Below are 16,443 nucleotides of genomic sequence, written 5' to 3'. Positions count from 1 at the left end.
CCGCCGCGTCGCGGACGAGGGGGGCGGAGGCCGTTTCCGATCGCGTCCTGAGGACGTGAGGCGCGTAGATGAGGTCGAGCATGCTGGCGCTCGCGGACCCCGAGATCGCTTCATCGTCGGGGCGCCACGCGCCCGGCGCCCATCCGCCTGTCGGCCCCGTCGTCGTTCCTCCCGTCGATACCGCGGGAATCAACCGGCGGGTCGCTTCCTTGACGGTCCGAACCACCTCCGCGAAGACAAGACCCTCGTCGTGGAAGCGGATCTCGCGCTTCGTCGGATGGATGTTGACATCGACGCTGCCTTCGGGGGCTTCGATGAGGAGGACGGCGAAGGGGCTCTTGCCTGCCGGGATGAGGTCCCCGAACCCCTGCCGAAGCGCCTGTCCCAGGGCGGGATGCGTCACCCATCGGCCGTTCACGAGGACGGTCTGCCCCTGGGCGCCGCTTCTGGCCTGCTCCGGGATTCCAACCCACCCGCCGATGCGCAGCCGGGGATGATCTCCCCGCAGCGGCAAAACCTTCTCTCGAAAACGCGCGCCGTAGACCTGCTCGAGGCGAGTCTCGCCGGAGACCGCCGGGTAATCGATCGCTGCCTTGCCGTCGACGATCAGGCGGAAGGAGAGATCGGAACGTCCGAGGGCATAGGCGGCGACGAGGCGCTGCACCAGCCGGATCTCGCTTGCGGGAGAACGAAGGAATCTCTTTCGAACCGGACTGTTGAAGAAGAGATCCTCAACCTCGACGGTCGTGCCACGCCCGCGCGCGGCGGGGCGGATCGACTCCTGCACCCCCCCCCGGACTCGCAGGTCGCTTCCCGCGATTCCATCAGGCGAAGTCAGAACGCGAAGACGGGCGACCCGGGCGATCGAGGCGAGCGCTTCCCCGCGGAAGCCGAGCGTCCGCACATTGAGCAGATCGTTCTCTTCGACGAGCTTGCTGGTCGCGTGCCGCTCGACCGAAAGAAGGCAGTCTTCCCGCGCCATGCCGCGCCCATCGTCCGCGACCGAGAGGAATCGATCGGCGGCCTCTCTGATCTCGACCTCGACCTGCGTCGCTCCGGCGTCCAGGGCGTTCTCGAGCGGCTCCTTCGCCACCGAGACGGGGCGGAGAATCACCTCGCCGGCCGCGATCTTGGCAACCACTTCCGGCTGCAGGCGGCGGATGGCGCCGGCGATCTCCAGCGGTCCCCCGCCGGTCATTTCAGCGGGCTCCGTCCAAGGATGCGCACGACCGCTGCTTGGACATCCCGCGGCTCGATCTCCCGTAGACACCTCTCGTGCCCCTGCCAGCAGTAGCGCGCGCCATGGACTGCGCAGGGGCGGCAGGCTAGATCTCTCTCGACCACCACGTCGCGCTCCCCCAGCGGCCCGAACCCCAGATTCGTCACGGTCGAACCGAAGATGGCGACCACGGGGACCCCAAGCCCCACCGCCAGGTGCATGACGCCCGAGTCGTTCGTCACAAGGGCCTTGCAGCGACTAGCCAGGGCCTTGAGCTCCCGCAGTCCCGCGCGAACGGGACCCGGGCCCGGAAAGCGCCGATCGCTCTCCCCGGGGCGAGGCTCGATGAATCGTAAGCTGCCGAGGCCGATCTCCGCCAGCGATCGCTCCAGGAGGTCGAACTTCGCCTCGGGCCAGCGCTTCATCCTCCTGGAGGCTCCGACGGCAAGCCCGACGCAGGGTCGCGCGCTGGTCTCCATGGCCCAGGCATGCCGGGCGGCCTCCGCCCGGTCGGCCTCGGTGACCGCGAGGCGCGGCCGAAGCTCGCTCTCGGCCCCCCCGAAGCCGGCGGCCTCGGCATAACGGCCAACCGCGTGGGGCACGACCGGCAGGGGAGCCCTCCGCCCCCATAGAACGATCCAGCGCCTGGCGAGGGACCGGCTGCTGGCCCGCCGGCGGGGTCCTAGCCCGAGGAGGAGGCGCCGCGACGTCGCGTTCGCCTGAAGGTCGACGACCGAATCGAAGCTTCCGGCCGATCGGATCGTGTCGCGGTGCCAGACGCGGGCGACAGGAAGACCCTCGAAGACCGGATCGTAGGCCGGGTCCGTCAGGATCTCGACTGTCTCGCCGCGCCCCGCGAGGATGGGGACGAGGCCGGTGGTCAGGACCACATCCCCCAGCGAATGGAGACGCGCCAGGAGAGTTCGTCCGCCGCTACCAGCGGTAGTCGCGCACGAAGGCGGCATCGAAGTCAAAGACCTCCCGGAAGTCGTCGGGGGAGTCCTCTTCGGTCTTGCCCAGGATCTCGTGATCGATGAGGAGATAGACGATGCGGCCCAAGTCCTCAGTGGATCGGATCCCCCAGTCATTGAGAACGGTCTTTGCCATCGGCCCGTACTCGCCGATCGCCAGATCGCGCGCAGCCTCCGCGAGCTCCCGCCCGGTGACGTGCCCCTCTCGACCCAATCTCTGGCGGCAATGTTCCAGGCTTCTCAGCACGAAGAAGAACGCCTGCGTCCTGTAGCGACTCGACGCCTCCGCGATCTGCTCGATCTTCTCGAGGAACTCGGTCGCGCTCATGCGCCTTACGCTTCCGGGCCCGGCGTCCGCAGCACCGTGTCGCGGGGCGGGTCCTCCCGCGCCTCCTGGTGGTCCAGGTTGTAGTGGAGACCGCGCGACTCGCTTCGGCGGACCGCGCTCTGGACCATGAGCTCCGCGACAAGAGCTACGTTGCGCAGCTCGACCAGATCGGGGTCGAGGACGAAGTCCCAGTAGTAGGACTCGATCGATCCCCGCACGAGTTCGATATAGCGACGGGCCAACTCCAGGCGGTGGTCGGTGCGCACGATGCCGACAAAGTCCCACATCAGCCTTCTGACCAGGTCCCAGTGGGCGTCGACCAGGACCGACTCCTTCGGCAGGCTCGCCGCCCCGATCTCCCATGCCGGAAGATCGCCGACCGGACGGATCCCCGGCAGCCGTCTGCCCGCCTCCTCGGCAGCGCGAAGGGCGAAGACGCCCGCTTCGAGCAGGGAGTTGCTCGCCAGGCGGTTGGCGCCGTGGAGACCGGTGTGGGCGACCTCTCCCGCGGCAAAGAGGCCGGGCAGATCGGACGCGCCCCACGGGTCGACGACAACTCCGCCGCAGATGTAGTGCGCCGCGGGAACGACGGGGAGCGGCTGACGGGTGAAGTCGATCCCGAAGCGCAGGCACGTTTCGTAGATTCCCGGGAAGCGCGCCCGCAGCCTGTCGCCGTCCAGATGCTCGAGGTGGAGCAGGACGTGGTGCTTCCCCCGCTCCTTCATCTCCCGATCGATCGCCCGCGCGACCACGTCCCGCGGCGCCAGCTCCTGCATCGGGTGGGAGCTCATGAACCTCTCTCCCGTGACCGATGTCAGCGTGGCGCCTTCCCCGCGCACAGCCTCTGAGATCAGGAAGTTCTTGGCTTCGGGGTGATAGAGGCAGGTCGGATGAAACTGCATGAACTCGAGATTGGCGACCCTGCAACCCGCGCGGTAAGCCATCGCGATCCCGTCCCCTGTAGCGAGATCGGGGTTCGACGTGTAGCGGTAGACCTTGCCGCAGCCTCCCGTGGCCAGCACGACGATGCGCGCCGCGAAAGGAAGAACCTCTCGCGTCTTGCCGTCGAGCGCATAGACGCCGACGGCAGCGTCCTCGGAACCGGGCCGGATCTTCGCGCTGCGGATGATGTCCACGGCGAAGTGGTTCTCCAGGATCCTGATGCGCGGATTCTCCCGGGCTCGAGCCAATAGCGTCTCCTGGATCCGTCGGCCCGTGGAGTCGCCCGAGTGAACGACTCGGCGTCTGCCGTGCCCCCCTTCCCGGCCGAGGGCCAGGCGGGCGCCCCCAGCGTCCCGCGAGAAGACGATGCCGAGCGATTCGAGGCGACGGATCAGAGCAGGGCCGGAGCCCACGACGATCTCGACGACCTCCGGCCGCGCGAGGCCGCCGCCGACGGCGAGCGTGTCCTGTGCGTGGAGAGAGAGCGCGTCGTCGTCGCCCATGACGGCCGCGATTCCGCCTTGCGCCCAGACCGTGTTCGACTCGGCTCCCGACCGCTTCGTCAAGATCGTGACGGAACCATGACGGGAAGCCTCCATTGCAAAAAGCAATCCGGCCATCCCGGACCCGACGACGAGGAAGTCCGACGCCATCACGGCGCGCCTCGCCTCGATGCCGCCCGGTCGCGGGCGGCCGGGCGCTCTCTGCTGAAGCTCCTCATTTCCATTCAGCGCAGTATATCGACGGCCGATACTACCGGCAAAGGGATTTGCCGGGCCATCGCGCCCGGGGAGGTCGTCTCATGCCACGGCGGTTCCTCTTCTTCTCATCGCTCTGTCTGTTGACTGGTCTTCTCTTCGTCGTGGGTTGTAGCGACGACTCGGCTCCCCGCTCGTCGGTGAACATCGAATCGATCAACGGCAACGAGGTTCTCGACAGCGACGTCTATAACAACGGCGACGACGGGGAGCCGGGAACCGACGACGACTTCATCGTGGAGGACCAGGTTCCCATCGTCCTGCGCAACCGACCGCACGACGCCGGGCTCAGTATGCGGGCGAACGGCCCCTTCGGCGCAGTTGTCCTCAACCGGTACTCCGTCCGCCTTCCCTCCGAACTCGAGCTGCCGAACATCTCCGGCGGGCTCTACCTCAGGATCCCGAGCGGCTCGACCGCGATCGGCGAGGTCACGGTCATCCCCGCGGAATACAAGCAGGCCCCCCCGCTCGATCAACTCGCTTACCTGGGCGGCGAGATCAGGTTCACAGCCGAGATCACCCTCTACGGGGTGGAAGAGGACTCGCGGGAAGAGGTGGTCGTCAAGGGGAGCCTCCCCGTCCACTGCGCCAACTGGGGCGACGAGTAGATCCGAGCCCGGTCCGGACGATCGAACCGCTGTCCTTCGTGACGTGGCGGACCGCGCAGGTCGGTCCCTCTATCGCAGCTCTCGAAGCCGCTTCCTGATGTAGTCGGCCGCGTCGGCCTCTCGCCAAACGAGCGTCATCCCCGCCGTGCAGAGAGGCACCCCTCTCCGCGTCTCCATGCCGGCGAGGCGGACCGCATCCTTCCTGGTCGTGACGATGGCGGCCAGGCCCGCGCCTCGTGCGCGCTCGAAGACGGCGTCGATCTCGCTCTGCGAGAACGGATGGTGGTCGGGGAAGACGCACTTCATCGCGACGGCATACCCTGCGTCGCGAAGGGCCCTCTCGAAAAGATCTGGTCTCCCGATCCCGCAGAGAAGGCCGATCGTCGCTCCGCCTCCGAGCGCGTCCCCTCCAGGGAGCGAGACCTCGAGTCGCGGGATCCAGGAGAAGATCGGAGTTCCCGGCCGGCAGAGCGCCCGCACGGGCCTCCACTCCTCTTGGGCCACGGCAGCCCGGGCGTGGTGGGCCATGATGACGAGGGATGCCCGGCGAAGAGCCGTGGGATCCTCCCGCAATGGTCCTCGCGGCAGCAGCCGGCCGTTCCCGAGCGGGAGATCGGCGGGAAGGGTCACGATCTCCCAGTCGCGCGCGAGGCGCCTGTGCTGCATCCCATCGTCCAGGATCGCGATCGTGCATCCCTTCTGGTGAGCCCTCCTGCTCGCATCGAGTCTGGAGCGCCCCACGAAGATCCGCGCAGTGCCCGCATCCGCATGCAGGCATGCTTCGTCGCCGTAGATCCGCCAGTCTCCCGCCGCCCGGCTGCCGGGCACTTCCCGAACCCCACGCCGGGTCGATCCTCCATACCCCCTCAACAGAACGGCCGGGGCCAGATCCTCGATCCGCGCGAGACGGGCGATCTCCATCGCGAGGGGCGTCTTCCCGGCTCCGCCGGCCCAGAGCGATCCAACCGACACGACCGGGATCGGCGCCCGCTGCTGCCTGGGACGGTGGAGTCGCACGCAACCCCGATAGACAGTGGCCGCCGTCTCGAGCAGCCAGATCCCGCGCGGCGCCGGGCCTGGCGGGCTCCCCCAGGCCGCATCGATCCATCCGCGGAGGCGCCTCATCACGGGCGCCCCCTCTCGCGGCGAGATCTCTCAGCCATCCGCGATCTCCCCTCGTCCGCCATGCTCGAGGGAGCTTCTCCCAGATCCCCTGGTGTGGCGCTCGCGCTGGAAGTGAGCAGCCCCGCGGCCGCGAGCCCACGAAGCGTTCTCTCAGCCCCTCCGCAAAGCGAGACCGCGGCGCGCAGCGCCGCCTCCCCCATCGAGTCGAATCCCCCGGGATCGCGATCGAGAGCGTCGAGGGCCGCGGCAAGTTCGTGCGGACCTTCCACGCACCTCCCCCCGCCGGTTGCCGTCAGCGCCTCGGCGGCGTCGCGTACGCCGGCCGTGGAGGGTCCGAAGAAGACCGGAATCCCCTCACGCGCGGCTTCGAAGAGGTTGTGCCCTCCAATTGGAACCCACGTTCCCCCTACGAAGGCCGCGTCGGCGATCCGATAGGACGGCTGCAAGAGCCCCATGCGATCGAGGAGGAGGACCGGCGGCAATCGGTCGTCGCGGCGCAGGAGCGCTTGAGCCCCCTCCGGAGACCCAGCCGGATCGATCCCCGCGAGCGAGAGACGGGCCGCGGGCACGCCGCGGCGCAGCAGGCAGTCTTCCCAGCGATCCAGGCTCGACAAGTGGCGCGGAGCCAGGAGGAGTCGCCAGCGTCGCTCGCGACCCCCGTCCAGGAGATCCAGAATCGACTCTTCCCCCCGGCGGAGCGAGCCCCCGACCAGAAGGCGCCTCTCCCGGGCCGCTCGCGCGCCACGTCGCGGCCGCGATGGCGCGGTCCCCAACGCGTACTTCGTGTTGCCCCACACGCGGCAACGATCGGGCGGGGCGCCGATGGCGATCCAGCGGCGCCGGTCCTCCTCCGTGCGGCATCCGATGACCTTGAAGCGAGACAGGACCGGCCTCAGCGCGCCTCGGAGGAGCCGGTAGCGCGGAAGACTCCGGTCGGACAGGCGACCGCTCGCCAGCGCCATTGGAATCCCGCGCTTCGCGGCGGCGAGAATCCACGCGGGCCAGATCTCGGTTTCCAGGAAGAGGAGCAGACGCGGGCGCTCGCGCGCGAGGGCGCCGGCAACGCACGGGAGCAAGTCGATCGGCGCCAGACGCACGCGCGCGCCGGCGGGGAGTCTCGCGCGGATTCTCTCCCTCGCCGTCGCGTTGGTGCAGGAGAGGAGGATGCCATCCGGTTCGCTCGCAAGCCCCTGCGGGCCGAGGAGAGGAAGAGCGGCCTCGAACTCGCCCAGACTTGCCGCGTGGATCCAGACCCCTCCCCGGGCCCGCCGCGGGCCGAGTCCCAGGCGCTCCCCGATCTCTCCCGGCCGCCTGATCGCAAGGTAGAGGATGCCGATCAGGGCGCCGAGCGCGGCGATGGCCTGGTAGACGATGAAAGCGATCAGCACGACGCCTTCCCGTGGGCCGCGCGCCATGCGGCCGCGGCTTCGCAGACGGCCCGGAGCGCCGCGGCGACCCGCGGGGCCCACTCCGACTCCAGATCCTGCGCGGACACCCCGGCGGGAATCGTGATCTTCGGCCCGGTCGCGATCGCAACCCGCGAGAACGGATGCGGGATCAGGAATCGGTCCCACGAGGAGAGCTCGGTTCTGCGCAGGGCCTCGAGCGCCACCGGCACGATCGGGACGCCGCCGCGATGCGCAATGTGGAGGAGCCCCGGCTGCAGCTCGCGTCTCGGTCCCCTTGGGCCGTCCGGCGTCACCGCGAGGGGATGCCCGGCGCGGGCGGCGCGCGCCATCTCGACCATGGCCCTCGCTCCGCCCCGGGTCGAACTGCCGCGGACGACGCCGTAGCCGAGGCGGCAGACGATCTGGCTGATGATCTCCCCGTCGCCGTGGCGGCTGACCAGGACGACGATCCCGCGGCCTCGATGCGTATAGGCCAGCGGCAGCAGGATCCCGTGCCAGAAGGCGTAGGCCACACGCTCGCCCGCATCCTCGGCGGCGCGCCGGTGATCGTCGTTCAGGAACTCGATCCGGAGGGTGGCTCCCCAGATCCTGACGAGGGCGGCTCCGAGCAGCCCAATCAGGCGGTACTTCAGTGTGGGGAGGAGCTCGCGCGGCGGCGGCGGGCGGCGATCCCGCCTCCGGCCGCCTCTGCGCGTCGAGTCCGCATCGGGCACCTGCGGACGGCTCTCCATCGCCGAAGGGTTGGGCTTCCGGCTCAAGAGCCTAGCTCCGCCAGGATCGCCTCGGCCGCGCGGCTTGGCGCCCCTCCGTCGCCCAGGCCGGAGGCGGCCAGCCGGAGCCTCTCGCTTGTCGCGCGCCTGCGCTCCGGGTCCTCGAGCCAATCGACCACCTCGCGCGACAACCCCACGGGATCCGCCCGCCCCTGCAGGAACTCGGGCACGACCCGCTCCCCAGCCAGCAAGTTGGCCATCGCGACATGAGGCACGCGGACGAGGCGGCTTGCGAGGAGCCATGTCAGGGGGTGCATGCGGTAGACGACGAGCATCGGCGTTCCGAGAATCGCTCCTTCGAGCGTCGCCGTCCCCGAGGCGACGATGGCGAGATCGGCCGCCGCGAGGATGTCGTAGGTCTGCCCCTGCCTGACGGCCACGCTCTCGCCGGCCCCTCGCGAGATCTCAATCGCTTTCTCTCCCAGACCAGGGGCGAGTGCGAGAACCCACCGAATTCGGGCATCGCCGCGGAGCCTCTCCCTGGTGGCCAACAGGACGGGCAGGATCCTCTCGATCTCGCTCCTGCGGCTGCCCGGCAGCAGCGCCACAAGCCATTCGCCGGTGCCCACCCCAAGCGATTGCCGGATCTCCTCGCGAGAGCGCCCCGCGCGGACTCGTTCCACGAGCGGGTGTCCGACATAGGTCACCGCAATCCCCTCGCGCCGGTAGAACTCCTCCTCGAATGGGAAGATCACGACCAGCCTCCGGATGAGGCGGCGCATCGAGCGGATCCGGCCTCGCCGCCACGCCCACGCTTGGGGAGCGATGTAATAGATGGTCGGGATCCCCGCCTCCCTGGCGCGGGCGGCGAGCCGGAGGTTGAAGTCGGGGTAGTCGATCGGAATGAAGGCGTCGGGGCGCTCGGTCTCGATCCAGCGGGCCATCTCGCCCAGACGCTTCCTGAGGCGCGGCAGCTCCCGAACAACCTCCGCGAGGCCCGTGACGCCCATCTCGTCGCTTCGCGCGATCAGGCGCACGCCCGCCCGCTCCATCTCGGATCCGCCGAGCCCGTAGAGCTCCACCGTCGGCATCCGCTCCCGCAGCGCCCGCGCGAGCAGGCCGCCGTGCAGGTCTCCGGAGGCCTCGCCCGCGACGAGCAAGAGGCGCGTCATCGCGAGTCGAGATCTCCCAGTCGCTCCACGCTGCGCGCGACGGCGGCGCGCACCTGCAGCGCGAGGTCGAGGCTCTTCAACCCCGCCTCCCCGTCTACCGCGACGGGGCCGAGGCCTCGGCAGCCCGCCAGAAAGGCCTCGATCTCGTTCTCGAGGGCGTCGCCCTCGCTCACGTCGATCGTCTCGTGGCTCAAGGCGAGCCCCTTCGCCGCGAGCATCGCAGCCTCCGGCGGCAGCGGCGCCTGGGCGCCTGTCCCATGCCCCGGCTCCCCCGGCGGGGCGAAGCCGCTCGCCCGAGAGAGGCGGATGACGTCCACCTTGCGAGCGTTCAGGTCGATGGAGACGTAGCGCGAGCGCTCGAAGAAGCGGATCTTGCGCATCCGCTGTCTCGAGACGCGGCTCGCCGTCAAGTTCGCGACGCGGCCGTCCGCGAACCGCAGGCGCGCGTTCGCGATGTCCGCTCCATCCGTGATCACGGAAACTCCCACCGCGTCGATCGCTTCCACGGGGGACTGGACGAGTGAGAGGACGAGGTCCAGATCGTGGATCATGAGATCGAGGATCACGTCGACATCGAGGCTCCGGGGCACGAAGGTCGCCAGCCTGTGGGATTCGATGAACTGCGGGGTCCTGAGCTCTCGCCGAGCGACGAGGAAGGCCGGGTTGCATCGCTCGATCTGCCCCACGGCGAGCGTCCGGCCCGCCTTGCGCGCGGCGGCGACGACGCGCGCGCCGGCGGCGGAATCCGCCGCCAGCGGTTTCTCGATGAGGAGGTCAACGCCTCCCGCCAGAAGCGGGAGGGCGACTTCCTCGTGGGTCGTCGTCGGCGTCGCGATGCTCGCGGCCGCGACCCTGCCAGGCAGGGAGTCGATCGTCTGCAGGGCGTCGCAGCTCAACTCGGCCGCGAGCTTTTGCGCCTTGTGCGGATCGCTGTCGACGACGGCAACGACCCGGCAACCGGGCGTCCGCGCGTAGACGCGCGCGTGATAGGTCCCGAGATGACCGCAACCGACGATCGCGACGGGGAGTGGTTCCACTTCGCGCACCGTCAACGGGTGATCCCGCGCTCAGAGCGCTCCACGAAACTGCAGAAGTACTCCACCTCCGGATACGGTTTGCACTCGCTGCGGATGCGGGCAAGGGCATCGGCAACGAGGAGGTTCTTGCGGAAGAAGATCCTGTATGCCTTCTTGAGTTCGGAGCGCAGGTCATCTCCGAATCCGCGCCGCTGTAGACCGATCGAGTTCAGTCCGTTGACGCGCAGAGGCTCTCCCGCCGCCCTCACGTAGGGCACGACGTCCTTGGGAACCCTGCAACCGCCCCCAATGATCGAGTGGGCTCCGATCTTCACGAACTGGTGGACCGGCGTCACCCCGCCGACGATCGCATAGTCGCCCATCTCGACATGCCCGGCTACATTGGCCGAGTTGGCCAGGATCACGTGGCTGCCGATCACGCAGTTGTGGGCGATGTGGGCGTAGGACATGATCAGATTGCTGTCACCGATCCGCGTCGCCTCCCCCGCCCCCGTCGCGCGATTGACCGTGCTGCACTCGCGGAAGACATTCCCGCTCCCGATGATGAGGGAGGAGGGCGCGCCGCGGTACTTCAGATCCTGCGGGGCGGTACCGATCGCCGCCCCGTGATGGAAGCGGCAGTTCGGCCCCACATGGGTGTCTCCGTCGATCAGGACGTTCGAGTCGAGCACGCACCCGGACGCGAGCCGGACCTTCCTGCCCACGATGCACCAGGGTCCGACGCGGACGTCATCGGCAAGCTCGGCGTGCAGTGAGACGCGAGCCGAGGGATCGATCTTCGGCATGGAGTAACCCCCGCCACCCTACCGGTCGACGATCATCGAGAGCAGATCGGCCTCGGCCACGAGCTGGCCGCGACAGAAGCAGCGTCCCGCCATCTTGCAGATCCGGCTCTTCATCTTCGCCATCTCGAGATCGAAGATGAGTTGATCCCCGGGAAGGACAGGCCTGCGGAACTTCGCCTTGTCGATTCCCATGAAGTAGACCAGCTTGTCGTCAGGCTCATCCACCGTGTGCAACAACAGGACCCCACCCACCTGGGCCATGGCCTCGATGATGAGAACGGCCGGCATGATCGGATGGCCGGGAAAGTGGCCGGCGAAGAAGGGTTCGTTGATCGTCACGTTCTTCAGTCCGACCACCCTCCGCCCTTCCTCGATCAACAGGATCCGGTCCACGAGGAGCATGGGGTAGCGATGCGGCATGATCCGCTCGATCGCCTGGATGTCGAAGTGGACGAGATCCGCCAGCTTCTCGTACGGCGAGGCCTGGGTCTGCGCGGCGCAGATCTTCTTCACGAACTGCACGTTCGAGTCATGGCCGCTGCGGAGCGAAAGCACATGCCCCTCGATCGGGCGGCCCAGCAGCGAGAGATCGCCGATCAAGTCGAGGATCTTGTGGCGCACGAACTCGTCTTGGTAGCGGAGGGGCTCGTCCGACTCAATGCGATCGTCATGCACCACGACCGCGTTGCGGGTCGATCCACCCTTGATCATTCCCGCGTCCCGAAGGGCCTGGACGTCGCGGAAGAGGACAAAGGTCCTTGCGGGCGCGATCTCCTTCGCGAAGGTCTCCGGAGTGATCTCATAGCTCGCGTGCTGGGTGCCGACGAGGGCGCTGTCATAGTGGATCGTGAAGGAGATCCGGAATCCGTCGTGGGGAAGGCCGATGATCTGCGCGCCCCGTTCCGAGTGCGCGATCGGTTCCGCCAGCTTCAGCGGGCGGCGCTCGGCCTTCTGCTCCGCGATTCCCGCCGCCAGGATGGCCTCGACGATCGGGCGCGCGCTGCCGTCAATCGGCTCGGGGGCCTCGGGGCCGTCGATTTCGAGGACGGCATTGTCGATCGAAAGCCCGGCCAAGGAGGCCAGCACATGCTCAACGGTATGGACTTCGGTCGAACCCGCCCGGAGGACCGTCCGGCGCATCGCCGAGGCGAGATTCCCGGCGTTCTCAGGACAGACGCGGACCTCGGGCCGACCTGAGATGTCGACGCGGACGAAACGGACTCCGGTGTCCGCCTCGGCCGGCTTCAGCGTGAGCTGTGTCTCGATACCCGTGTGGAGACCGATGCCGCGGATCGTGGCGGGGCCGGCCAGAGTTCTCTGCTGAGGCATGTCAGGCGTTCTCCTCGGGCTTCGCCGGCCGACGCTCGAGTTCCTCGAGTCTCCGGCAGAGATCCCTGATCGTTCTGAGCATCTCCGGCAGGTGGCGCATCGACGCGTAGACCCTCCGGGCCTGCTCGTGCGGCAGCGCGGGATAGCCGGAGACGCTACGGCCGGAGGGGACGGACTTCGTCACTCCCCCCTGCGCTCCGACCTGGACTCCGTCTCCCAGCTCGATGTGCCCCACAACGCCGACCTGCCCCGCGAGAGTCACATCGCTGCCCAGGATGGTGCTTCCCGAGATCCCCACCTGCGCGCACAGGAGGCTGTTCTCCCCCACCTGCACGTTGTGGGCGATCATGACCAGATTGTCGATCTTGGTGCCAGATCCTATCCTCGTCGTTCCCGTCGTCGCCCGATCGATCGTCGTGTTGGCTCCGATCTCGACGTCCGATCCGATCTCCACGTTGCCGATCTGCGGGATCTTGCGGATCTTCCCGCCGTCGCGCGCGAATCCGAATCCATCGCTCCCGAGGATGGCGCCGCTGTGAACGATCACCCGCTGCCCGAGCACGGTCCCTTCCCTTATGACGACGTTCGGATAGATGAAAGCGTCGTCTCCGATCCGAACGCCGCCGCCGAGGTAGCAGCCCGCGAGGACGGCGACCCGATCGCCGAGGACGACATCATCGCAGATGACCACGTGGGGGCCTATCGAGGCTGCCGCGCCCATGCGGACCCGCTCGCCGATCACGGCCGTCGGATGGACTCCCGGAGCAACCGGGCCTCTCTGCGCGGCGAAGATGTTCAGAACGGTCAGGAAGGCGAGCTGGGGATTCGGCGCGATGAGCGCCGGGATGGGGCAGTTGGGCCGCGGCGCTTGCATGATCACGGCGGAGGCCTCCGTGGTCGCGAGAAAGGAGTCGTACTTCGGGTTGGCAAGGAACGTGATCTGCCCGGCGCGGGCTTCCCGTATGCCGGCAACCCCGCTGATCTCGACGTCGCCGTTTCCCTCGAGCAGCGCTCCCAGCCTCCCCGCCAGCTCGCTGAGCAGCATCCGCATCCGCCTCAATCCCTCCGTCGACTTCCAGAAGCGCGCATCACTCGGGTTGGTTGAGGCCCTCGATCACCTTCTGGGTGAGATCGTGCGCCCTGTCAGCATAGATGATGTTGCCCCCCGAGGCATCGAAAACAAAGTCGTACTCTTCCTCGTCGGCGATCTTCCGCGCCACCCGCTGGATCTTGTCGACAAGGCCGCGGAGAAGCTCCTCGTTTCGCTGCGCGACGAGCCCGCCGGGGCCCCAGATCCCCTGGACATACTGGTCATACTCGGCGAGCTTGCGCTGGTAGTCCGCCTCCTTGTCCCGCCGCACCTGGTCGGTCAGCATGGGCGACTGCGACTCGAGCTCCTTGCCGAGGAGATCGAGATCCTTCCGGCGCTGCTGCGCCTCCTGATTCCAGGCGGTGACGTCCTGATTGAACGTCTGCGTGACCGCGCGCGCCCCTTCGTACTGGTCGAGAATCGTCGCGGAGCGGATGAAGCCGATCTTGATCTCCTGCCCCGCCGACAGGTGGGGGCAAACCGCCAAACCGAATATGATGAGAGCGGTTTCGAACGCCCGTCGCACCCAAATGCGTCTCATGAGCACCCCCTCCCCGGGCCGCCAACTCCGGTCCCGGATGGTAGCCGATCCGCGCGCGTCTGACGATAGGGAAAAGCGGTCAGAGCGAGGTTCCGATGATGAAGTGGAACCGCCAATCCCGGGCGGCGGTTCCGTAGGCGTAGTCCAGCCCGATGGGGCCCAGCATCGGGATCTCGAAGCGCAGACCGGGGCCGAAGGCGGCCCTCAGCCCAGTGAGGCCTATCTCCGAGCGATGACGCCAGGTGTCCCCCGCCTCGAAGAAGAAGAGGCCGTGCAGCGGGTGGACGATCGGGAACTGCACCTCCGACGTGAATGCGAACATGGACCGCCCGCCGGGGAAGCGTACGGCCGCGTTCTCCGCGGGGACGATGTCATAATCGTCGTAGCCCCGGAGGCTCTCGAAGACCCTCGTGCCGCCGAGTCGGAAGGTCTCCGTGCTCGGGACGGCGTCCTTTCCCGAGAGCGGGGCGAGCCACCCAAGGCGCCACCTGAGCATGAGGACCGGCTTCCAGAAGGGGCGGAAGTAGATCCGATGGTCCAGAGTGGGCTTTATGTAGTGCTGCTGCCCGCCCAGAGCTCCGCCGGCGAGCTCGAAGCGCGCCAGGGTCTTCGCCCCGAAGGTCGGATAGAAGGGGTTGTCGGTCGAGTTCCGCGACACGAGCAGATAGGTGCTGCTGATCACGCCCGCGCTCTCGCGCAGCCTCTCTGCGATCGGCACGCCGTCGGTGCTGGACTCCGTCTCCTCGAGGCTCCTGTCGAAGTTGCTGAACTCGAAGTCTTCCAGGTTGTAGCCCACATAGACACGAGTGTAGTCGGGGAAGCGATACGGCCAGACGCGCCCCAGGCTGACTCCTCCGCCGCGTCGCGTCTCCGTGTAAAGGTCCCGCTCACGGCGCGTGTTGAATACATCGAACCCGAATGAGATCGGCGTCCCGAGCATCCACGGGTTCTGGTACGAGATCTCGTAGTTCTCCCTCTTGCCGCCTCGCTCGAGGAAGAGGGAAACGCTCTGCCCGGTGCCGAAGATGTTCGGATGCCGCAGCTCGAGGGTTCCCGTCAGCCCGGTCTCTCCCGAGTAGCCGATGCCCCCGCCGGCCTGACCGGAACTCCTCTCCTTCACGCGGAAGGTGAGATCGACGTCGGTCCCCTCGCCCGTCGGCTCGTAGTCCATCTGGACATCCTCGAAGAAACCGAGGGCGAAGATGTCACGCTGGGCCCTCAAGAGGGCGGAGCGGCGCAGCAGGTCTCCGGGGTAGAGAAGCACTTCCCGCCGGATCACCCTTTCCTTGGTGCTGCGGTTGCCGCGGATGGCGATCTCGCGCACGTGCGACTGCCGCCCCTCCGTGACCTCGTACTCCACCCTGACGGTGTCCCCGGACAGGCTCGTCTCGGGGATGATCGAGATTTCCAAGAGGTAGCCCCGGTCGGTGTAGAGGGCATACGCCTCGCCCGTGGTCTGCTCGAGCTTCTCCTGGCTGAAGGGATCTCCGGGCACGAACTTCGCCGCCTGTTCGAGGGCCGTGGTCGCGACGGATTCGTTGCCGCGCCACGTCCGCGGACCGAACACATAGGGGCGGCCTTCCGCGACGACATAGCTCAGAACGGCGGCGCGCCCTTCCTCGAGGAACTCCGTTTCCTCCAGCGTCACCACCGCGTCCCTGTAGCCGTGATTCCGATAGAAGTCCTCGAGCTTCTGGCGGTCCTCCTGCACCCGATCCGCCGTGTATCGCTTGCGCCGAAACAGGCTGTTCTTCTTGAGGCTCAGTTTTCCGCGGAGCGTCTTGTCGCTGAAGGCCGCGTTTCCGGCGACCTCGACGCGCGAGATCTTGACCCTGGGCCCCTCCTCCAGTTGCAGCGTGACGGCGGCCTCTCCCGGAACCGAGGCGTCGACAGCCGGCAGGCAGAGCGCCTTGGCGTATCCCTCATCGACATAGGCGCGCTCCACCGCGCGGCAGCTCTCCCAGAGCCTCGGCCGGCTCAAGATCTGTCCGCTGCGGATCAGGATCTTCCCCTTGAGATCCTCGGTGCCGATCTTCTCATTGCCCAGGAAGTCGACCGCCGTGAGTCTCGGATTCTCGGCCAGCCGCACGATGAGACAGGCGGCGGAGTCCGGTTGCGCGGAGCTGACGAAGGAGATGTCCGAGAAGACCCCGAGATTGTGGAGAGCCCGAGCCCCCGCCTGAAGGCGGCGGCGCGAGACCGGCTCGCCGAGAGGGACATTGAGCGTTCTGAGGACCAGCTTGGTGTCGGCGGTCCGGTTCCCCTCGACGACGATCTGCTGGAACGGACCCAGGGCGGCCGCATCGACCGCCATCGCCAGCAGCCCCCCGGCCATGAAGAGGCCAGCCAGCATCCTGGCTCCCCCGGATCCCCTGCGACGCGGAGACTCGATCATCCGATCCGACCTGCCCATCCTGGC

At 67.9% G+C, this 16,443-nt stretch carries 15 protein-coding genes; 1 reads left to right on the top strand and 14 read right to left on the bottom strand.

Annotation, left to right across the window (positions count from 1 at the left end; translation table 11 throughout):
• The 4 genes from mutL to nadB all read right to left on the bottom strand — a co-directional run.
• Window positions 1–1,198: DNA mismatch repair endonuclease MutL (mutL, locus tag FJY88_01985; GenBank protein MBM3286110.1), on the bottom strand; the 1,198-nt coding region annotated here is incomplete at its 3' end.
• Window positions 1,195–2,184 carry a glycosyltransferase family 9 protein gene (locus tag FJY88_01980; GenBank protein ID MBM3286109.1) on the bottom strand — a complete coding sequence of 330 codons (990 nt, stop codon included), beginning with the start codon at window positions 2,182–2,184 and terminating at the stop codon, window positions 1,195–1,197. The genes FJY88_01980 and mutL, both read right to left, overlap by 4 nt.
• Window positions 2,153–2,518, bottom strand: coding sequence for a hypothetical protein (locus tag FJY88_01975; GenBank protein ID MBM3286108.1), 366 nt, complete (start codon window positions 2,516–2,518; stop codon window positions 2,153–2,155). The genes FJY88_01980 and FJY88_01975 overlap by 32 nt, the downstream gene beginning before the upstream one ends.
• 5 nt (window positions 2,519–2,523) lie before the next feature.
• A complete protein-coding gene (nadB, locus tag FJY88_01970; GenBank protein ID MBM3286107.1) occupies window positions 2,524–4,113 on the bottom strand; it encodes an L-aspartate oxidase in 1,590 nt (529 codons plus the stop codon).
• Window positions 4,114–4,262: 149 nt separating this feature from the next.
• Between nadB and FJY88_01965 the strand changes: the two genes are divergently transcribed.
• Window positions 4,263–4,826, top strand: coding sequence for a hypothetical protein (locus tag FJY88_01965; GenBank protein ID MBM3286106.1), 564 nt, complete (start codon window positions 4,263–4,265; stop codon window positions 4,824–4,826).
• A 69-nt stretch (window positions 4,827–4,895) separates the two neighbouring features.
• Here the strand turns inward: FJY88_01965 and lpxK are convergent, their stop codons facing one another.
• The 10 genes from lpxK to bamA form a co-directional block, all read right to left on the bottom strand.
• Window positions 4,896–5,951: a tetraacyldisaccharide 4'-kinase gene (lpxK, locus tag FJY88_01960; GenBank protein ID MBM3286105.1), complete on the bottom strand. Its 1,056-nt coding sequence runs from the start codon at window positions 5,949–5,951 to the stop codon at window positions 4,896–4,898.
• Complete coding sequence (locus tag FJY88_01955; GenBank protein MBM3286104.1) at window positions 5,951–7,366, bottom strand: hypothetical protein; 1,416 nt, start codon at window positions 7,364–7,366, stop codon at window positions 5,951–5,953. Before FJY88_01955 ends, lpxK begins: the two co-directional genes overlap by 1 nt.
• The gene (locus FJY88_01950) at window positions 7,333–8,118 is read right to left on the bottom strand and encodes a DUF374 domain-containing protein (protein MBM3286103.1); all 786 of its coding nucleotides are present in this window, start codon (window positions 8,116–8,118) and stop codon (window positions 7,333–7,335) included. The genes FJY88_01955 and FJY88_01950 overlap by 34 nt, the downstream gene beginning before the upstream one ends.
• Entirely contained in the window at window positions 8,115–9,911 is a 1,797-nt protein-coding gene (locus FJY88_01945; protein MBM3286102.1) for a lipid-A-disaccharide synthase, read from the bottom strand. Before FJY88_01945 ends, FJY88_01950 begins: the two co-directional genes overlap by 4 nt.
• Complete coding sequence (locus tag FJY88_01940) at window positions 9,239–10,294, bottom strand: Gfo/Idh/MocA family oxidoreductase (GenBank protein ID MBM3286101.1); 1,056 nt, start codon at window positions 10,292–10,294, stop codon at window positions 9,239–9,241. Before FJY88_01940 ends, FJY88_01945 begins: the two co-directional genes overlap by 673 nt.
• Complete coding sequence (lpxA, locus tag FJY88_01935; GenBank protein ID MBM3286100.1) at window positions 10,291–11,064, bottom strand: acyl-ACP--UDP-N-acetylglucosamine O-acyltransferase; 774 nt, start codon at window positions 11,062–11,064, stop codon at window positions 10,291–10,293. Before lpxA ends, FJY88_01940 begins: the two co-directional genes overlap by 4 nt.
• 18 nt (window positions 11,065–11,082) lie before the next feature.
• Entirely contained in the window at window positions 11,083–12,393 is a 1,311-nt protein-coding gene (locus FJY88_01930) for a bifunctional UDP-3-O-[3-hydroxymyristoyl] N-acetylglucosamine deacetylase/3-hydroxyacyl-ACP dehydratase (GenBank protein MBM3286099.1), read from the bottom strand.
• Between the two features lies 1 nt (window position 12,394).
• Window positions 12,395–13,444: a UDP-3-O-(3-hydroxymyristoyl)glucosamine N-acyltransferase gene (gene lpxD / locus FJY88_01925; protein MBM3286098.1), complete on the bottom strand. Its 1,050-nt coding sequence runs from the start codon at window positions 13,442–13,444 to the stop codon at window positions 12,395–12,397.
• Between the two features lie 37 nt (window positions 13,445–13,481).
• On the bottom strand, window positions 13,482–14,024 hold the full coding sequence (locus tag FJY88_01920; GenBank protein ID MBM3286097.1) for an OmpH family outer membrane protein: 543 nt from the start codon (window positions 14,022–14,024) through the stop codon (window positions 13,482–13,484).
• Window positions 14,025–14,103: 79 nt separating this feature from the next.
• The gene (gene bamA, locus FJY88_01915) at window positions 14,104–16,437 is read right to left on the bottom strand and encodes an outer membrane protein assembly factor BamA (protein ID MBM3286096.1); all 2,334 of its coding nucleotides are present in this window, start codon (window positions 16,435–16,437) and stop codon (window positions 14,104–14,106) included.
• Window positions 16,438–16,443 lie beyond the last annotated feature (6 nt).

The organism is Candidatus Eisenbacteria bacterium (genome assembly GCA_016867495.1).
GTDB lineage: Bacteria > Eisenbacteria > RBG-16-71-46 > CAIMUX01 > VGJL01 > VGJL01.
The sequence above is the reverse complement of the archived record's forward strand: the minus strand, read 5'-3'. Positions and strand labels throughout refer to the sequence as shown.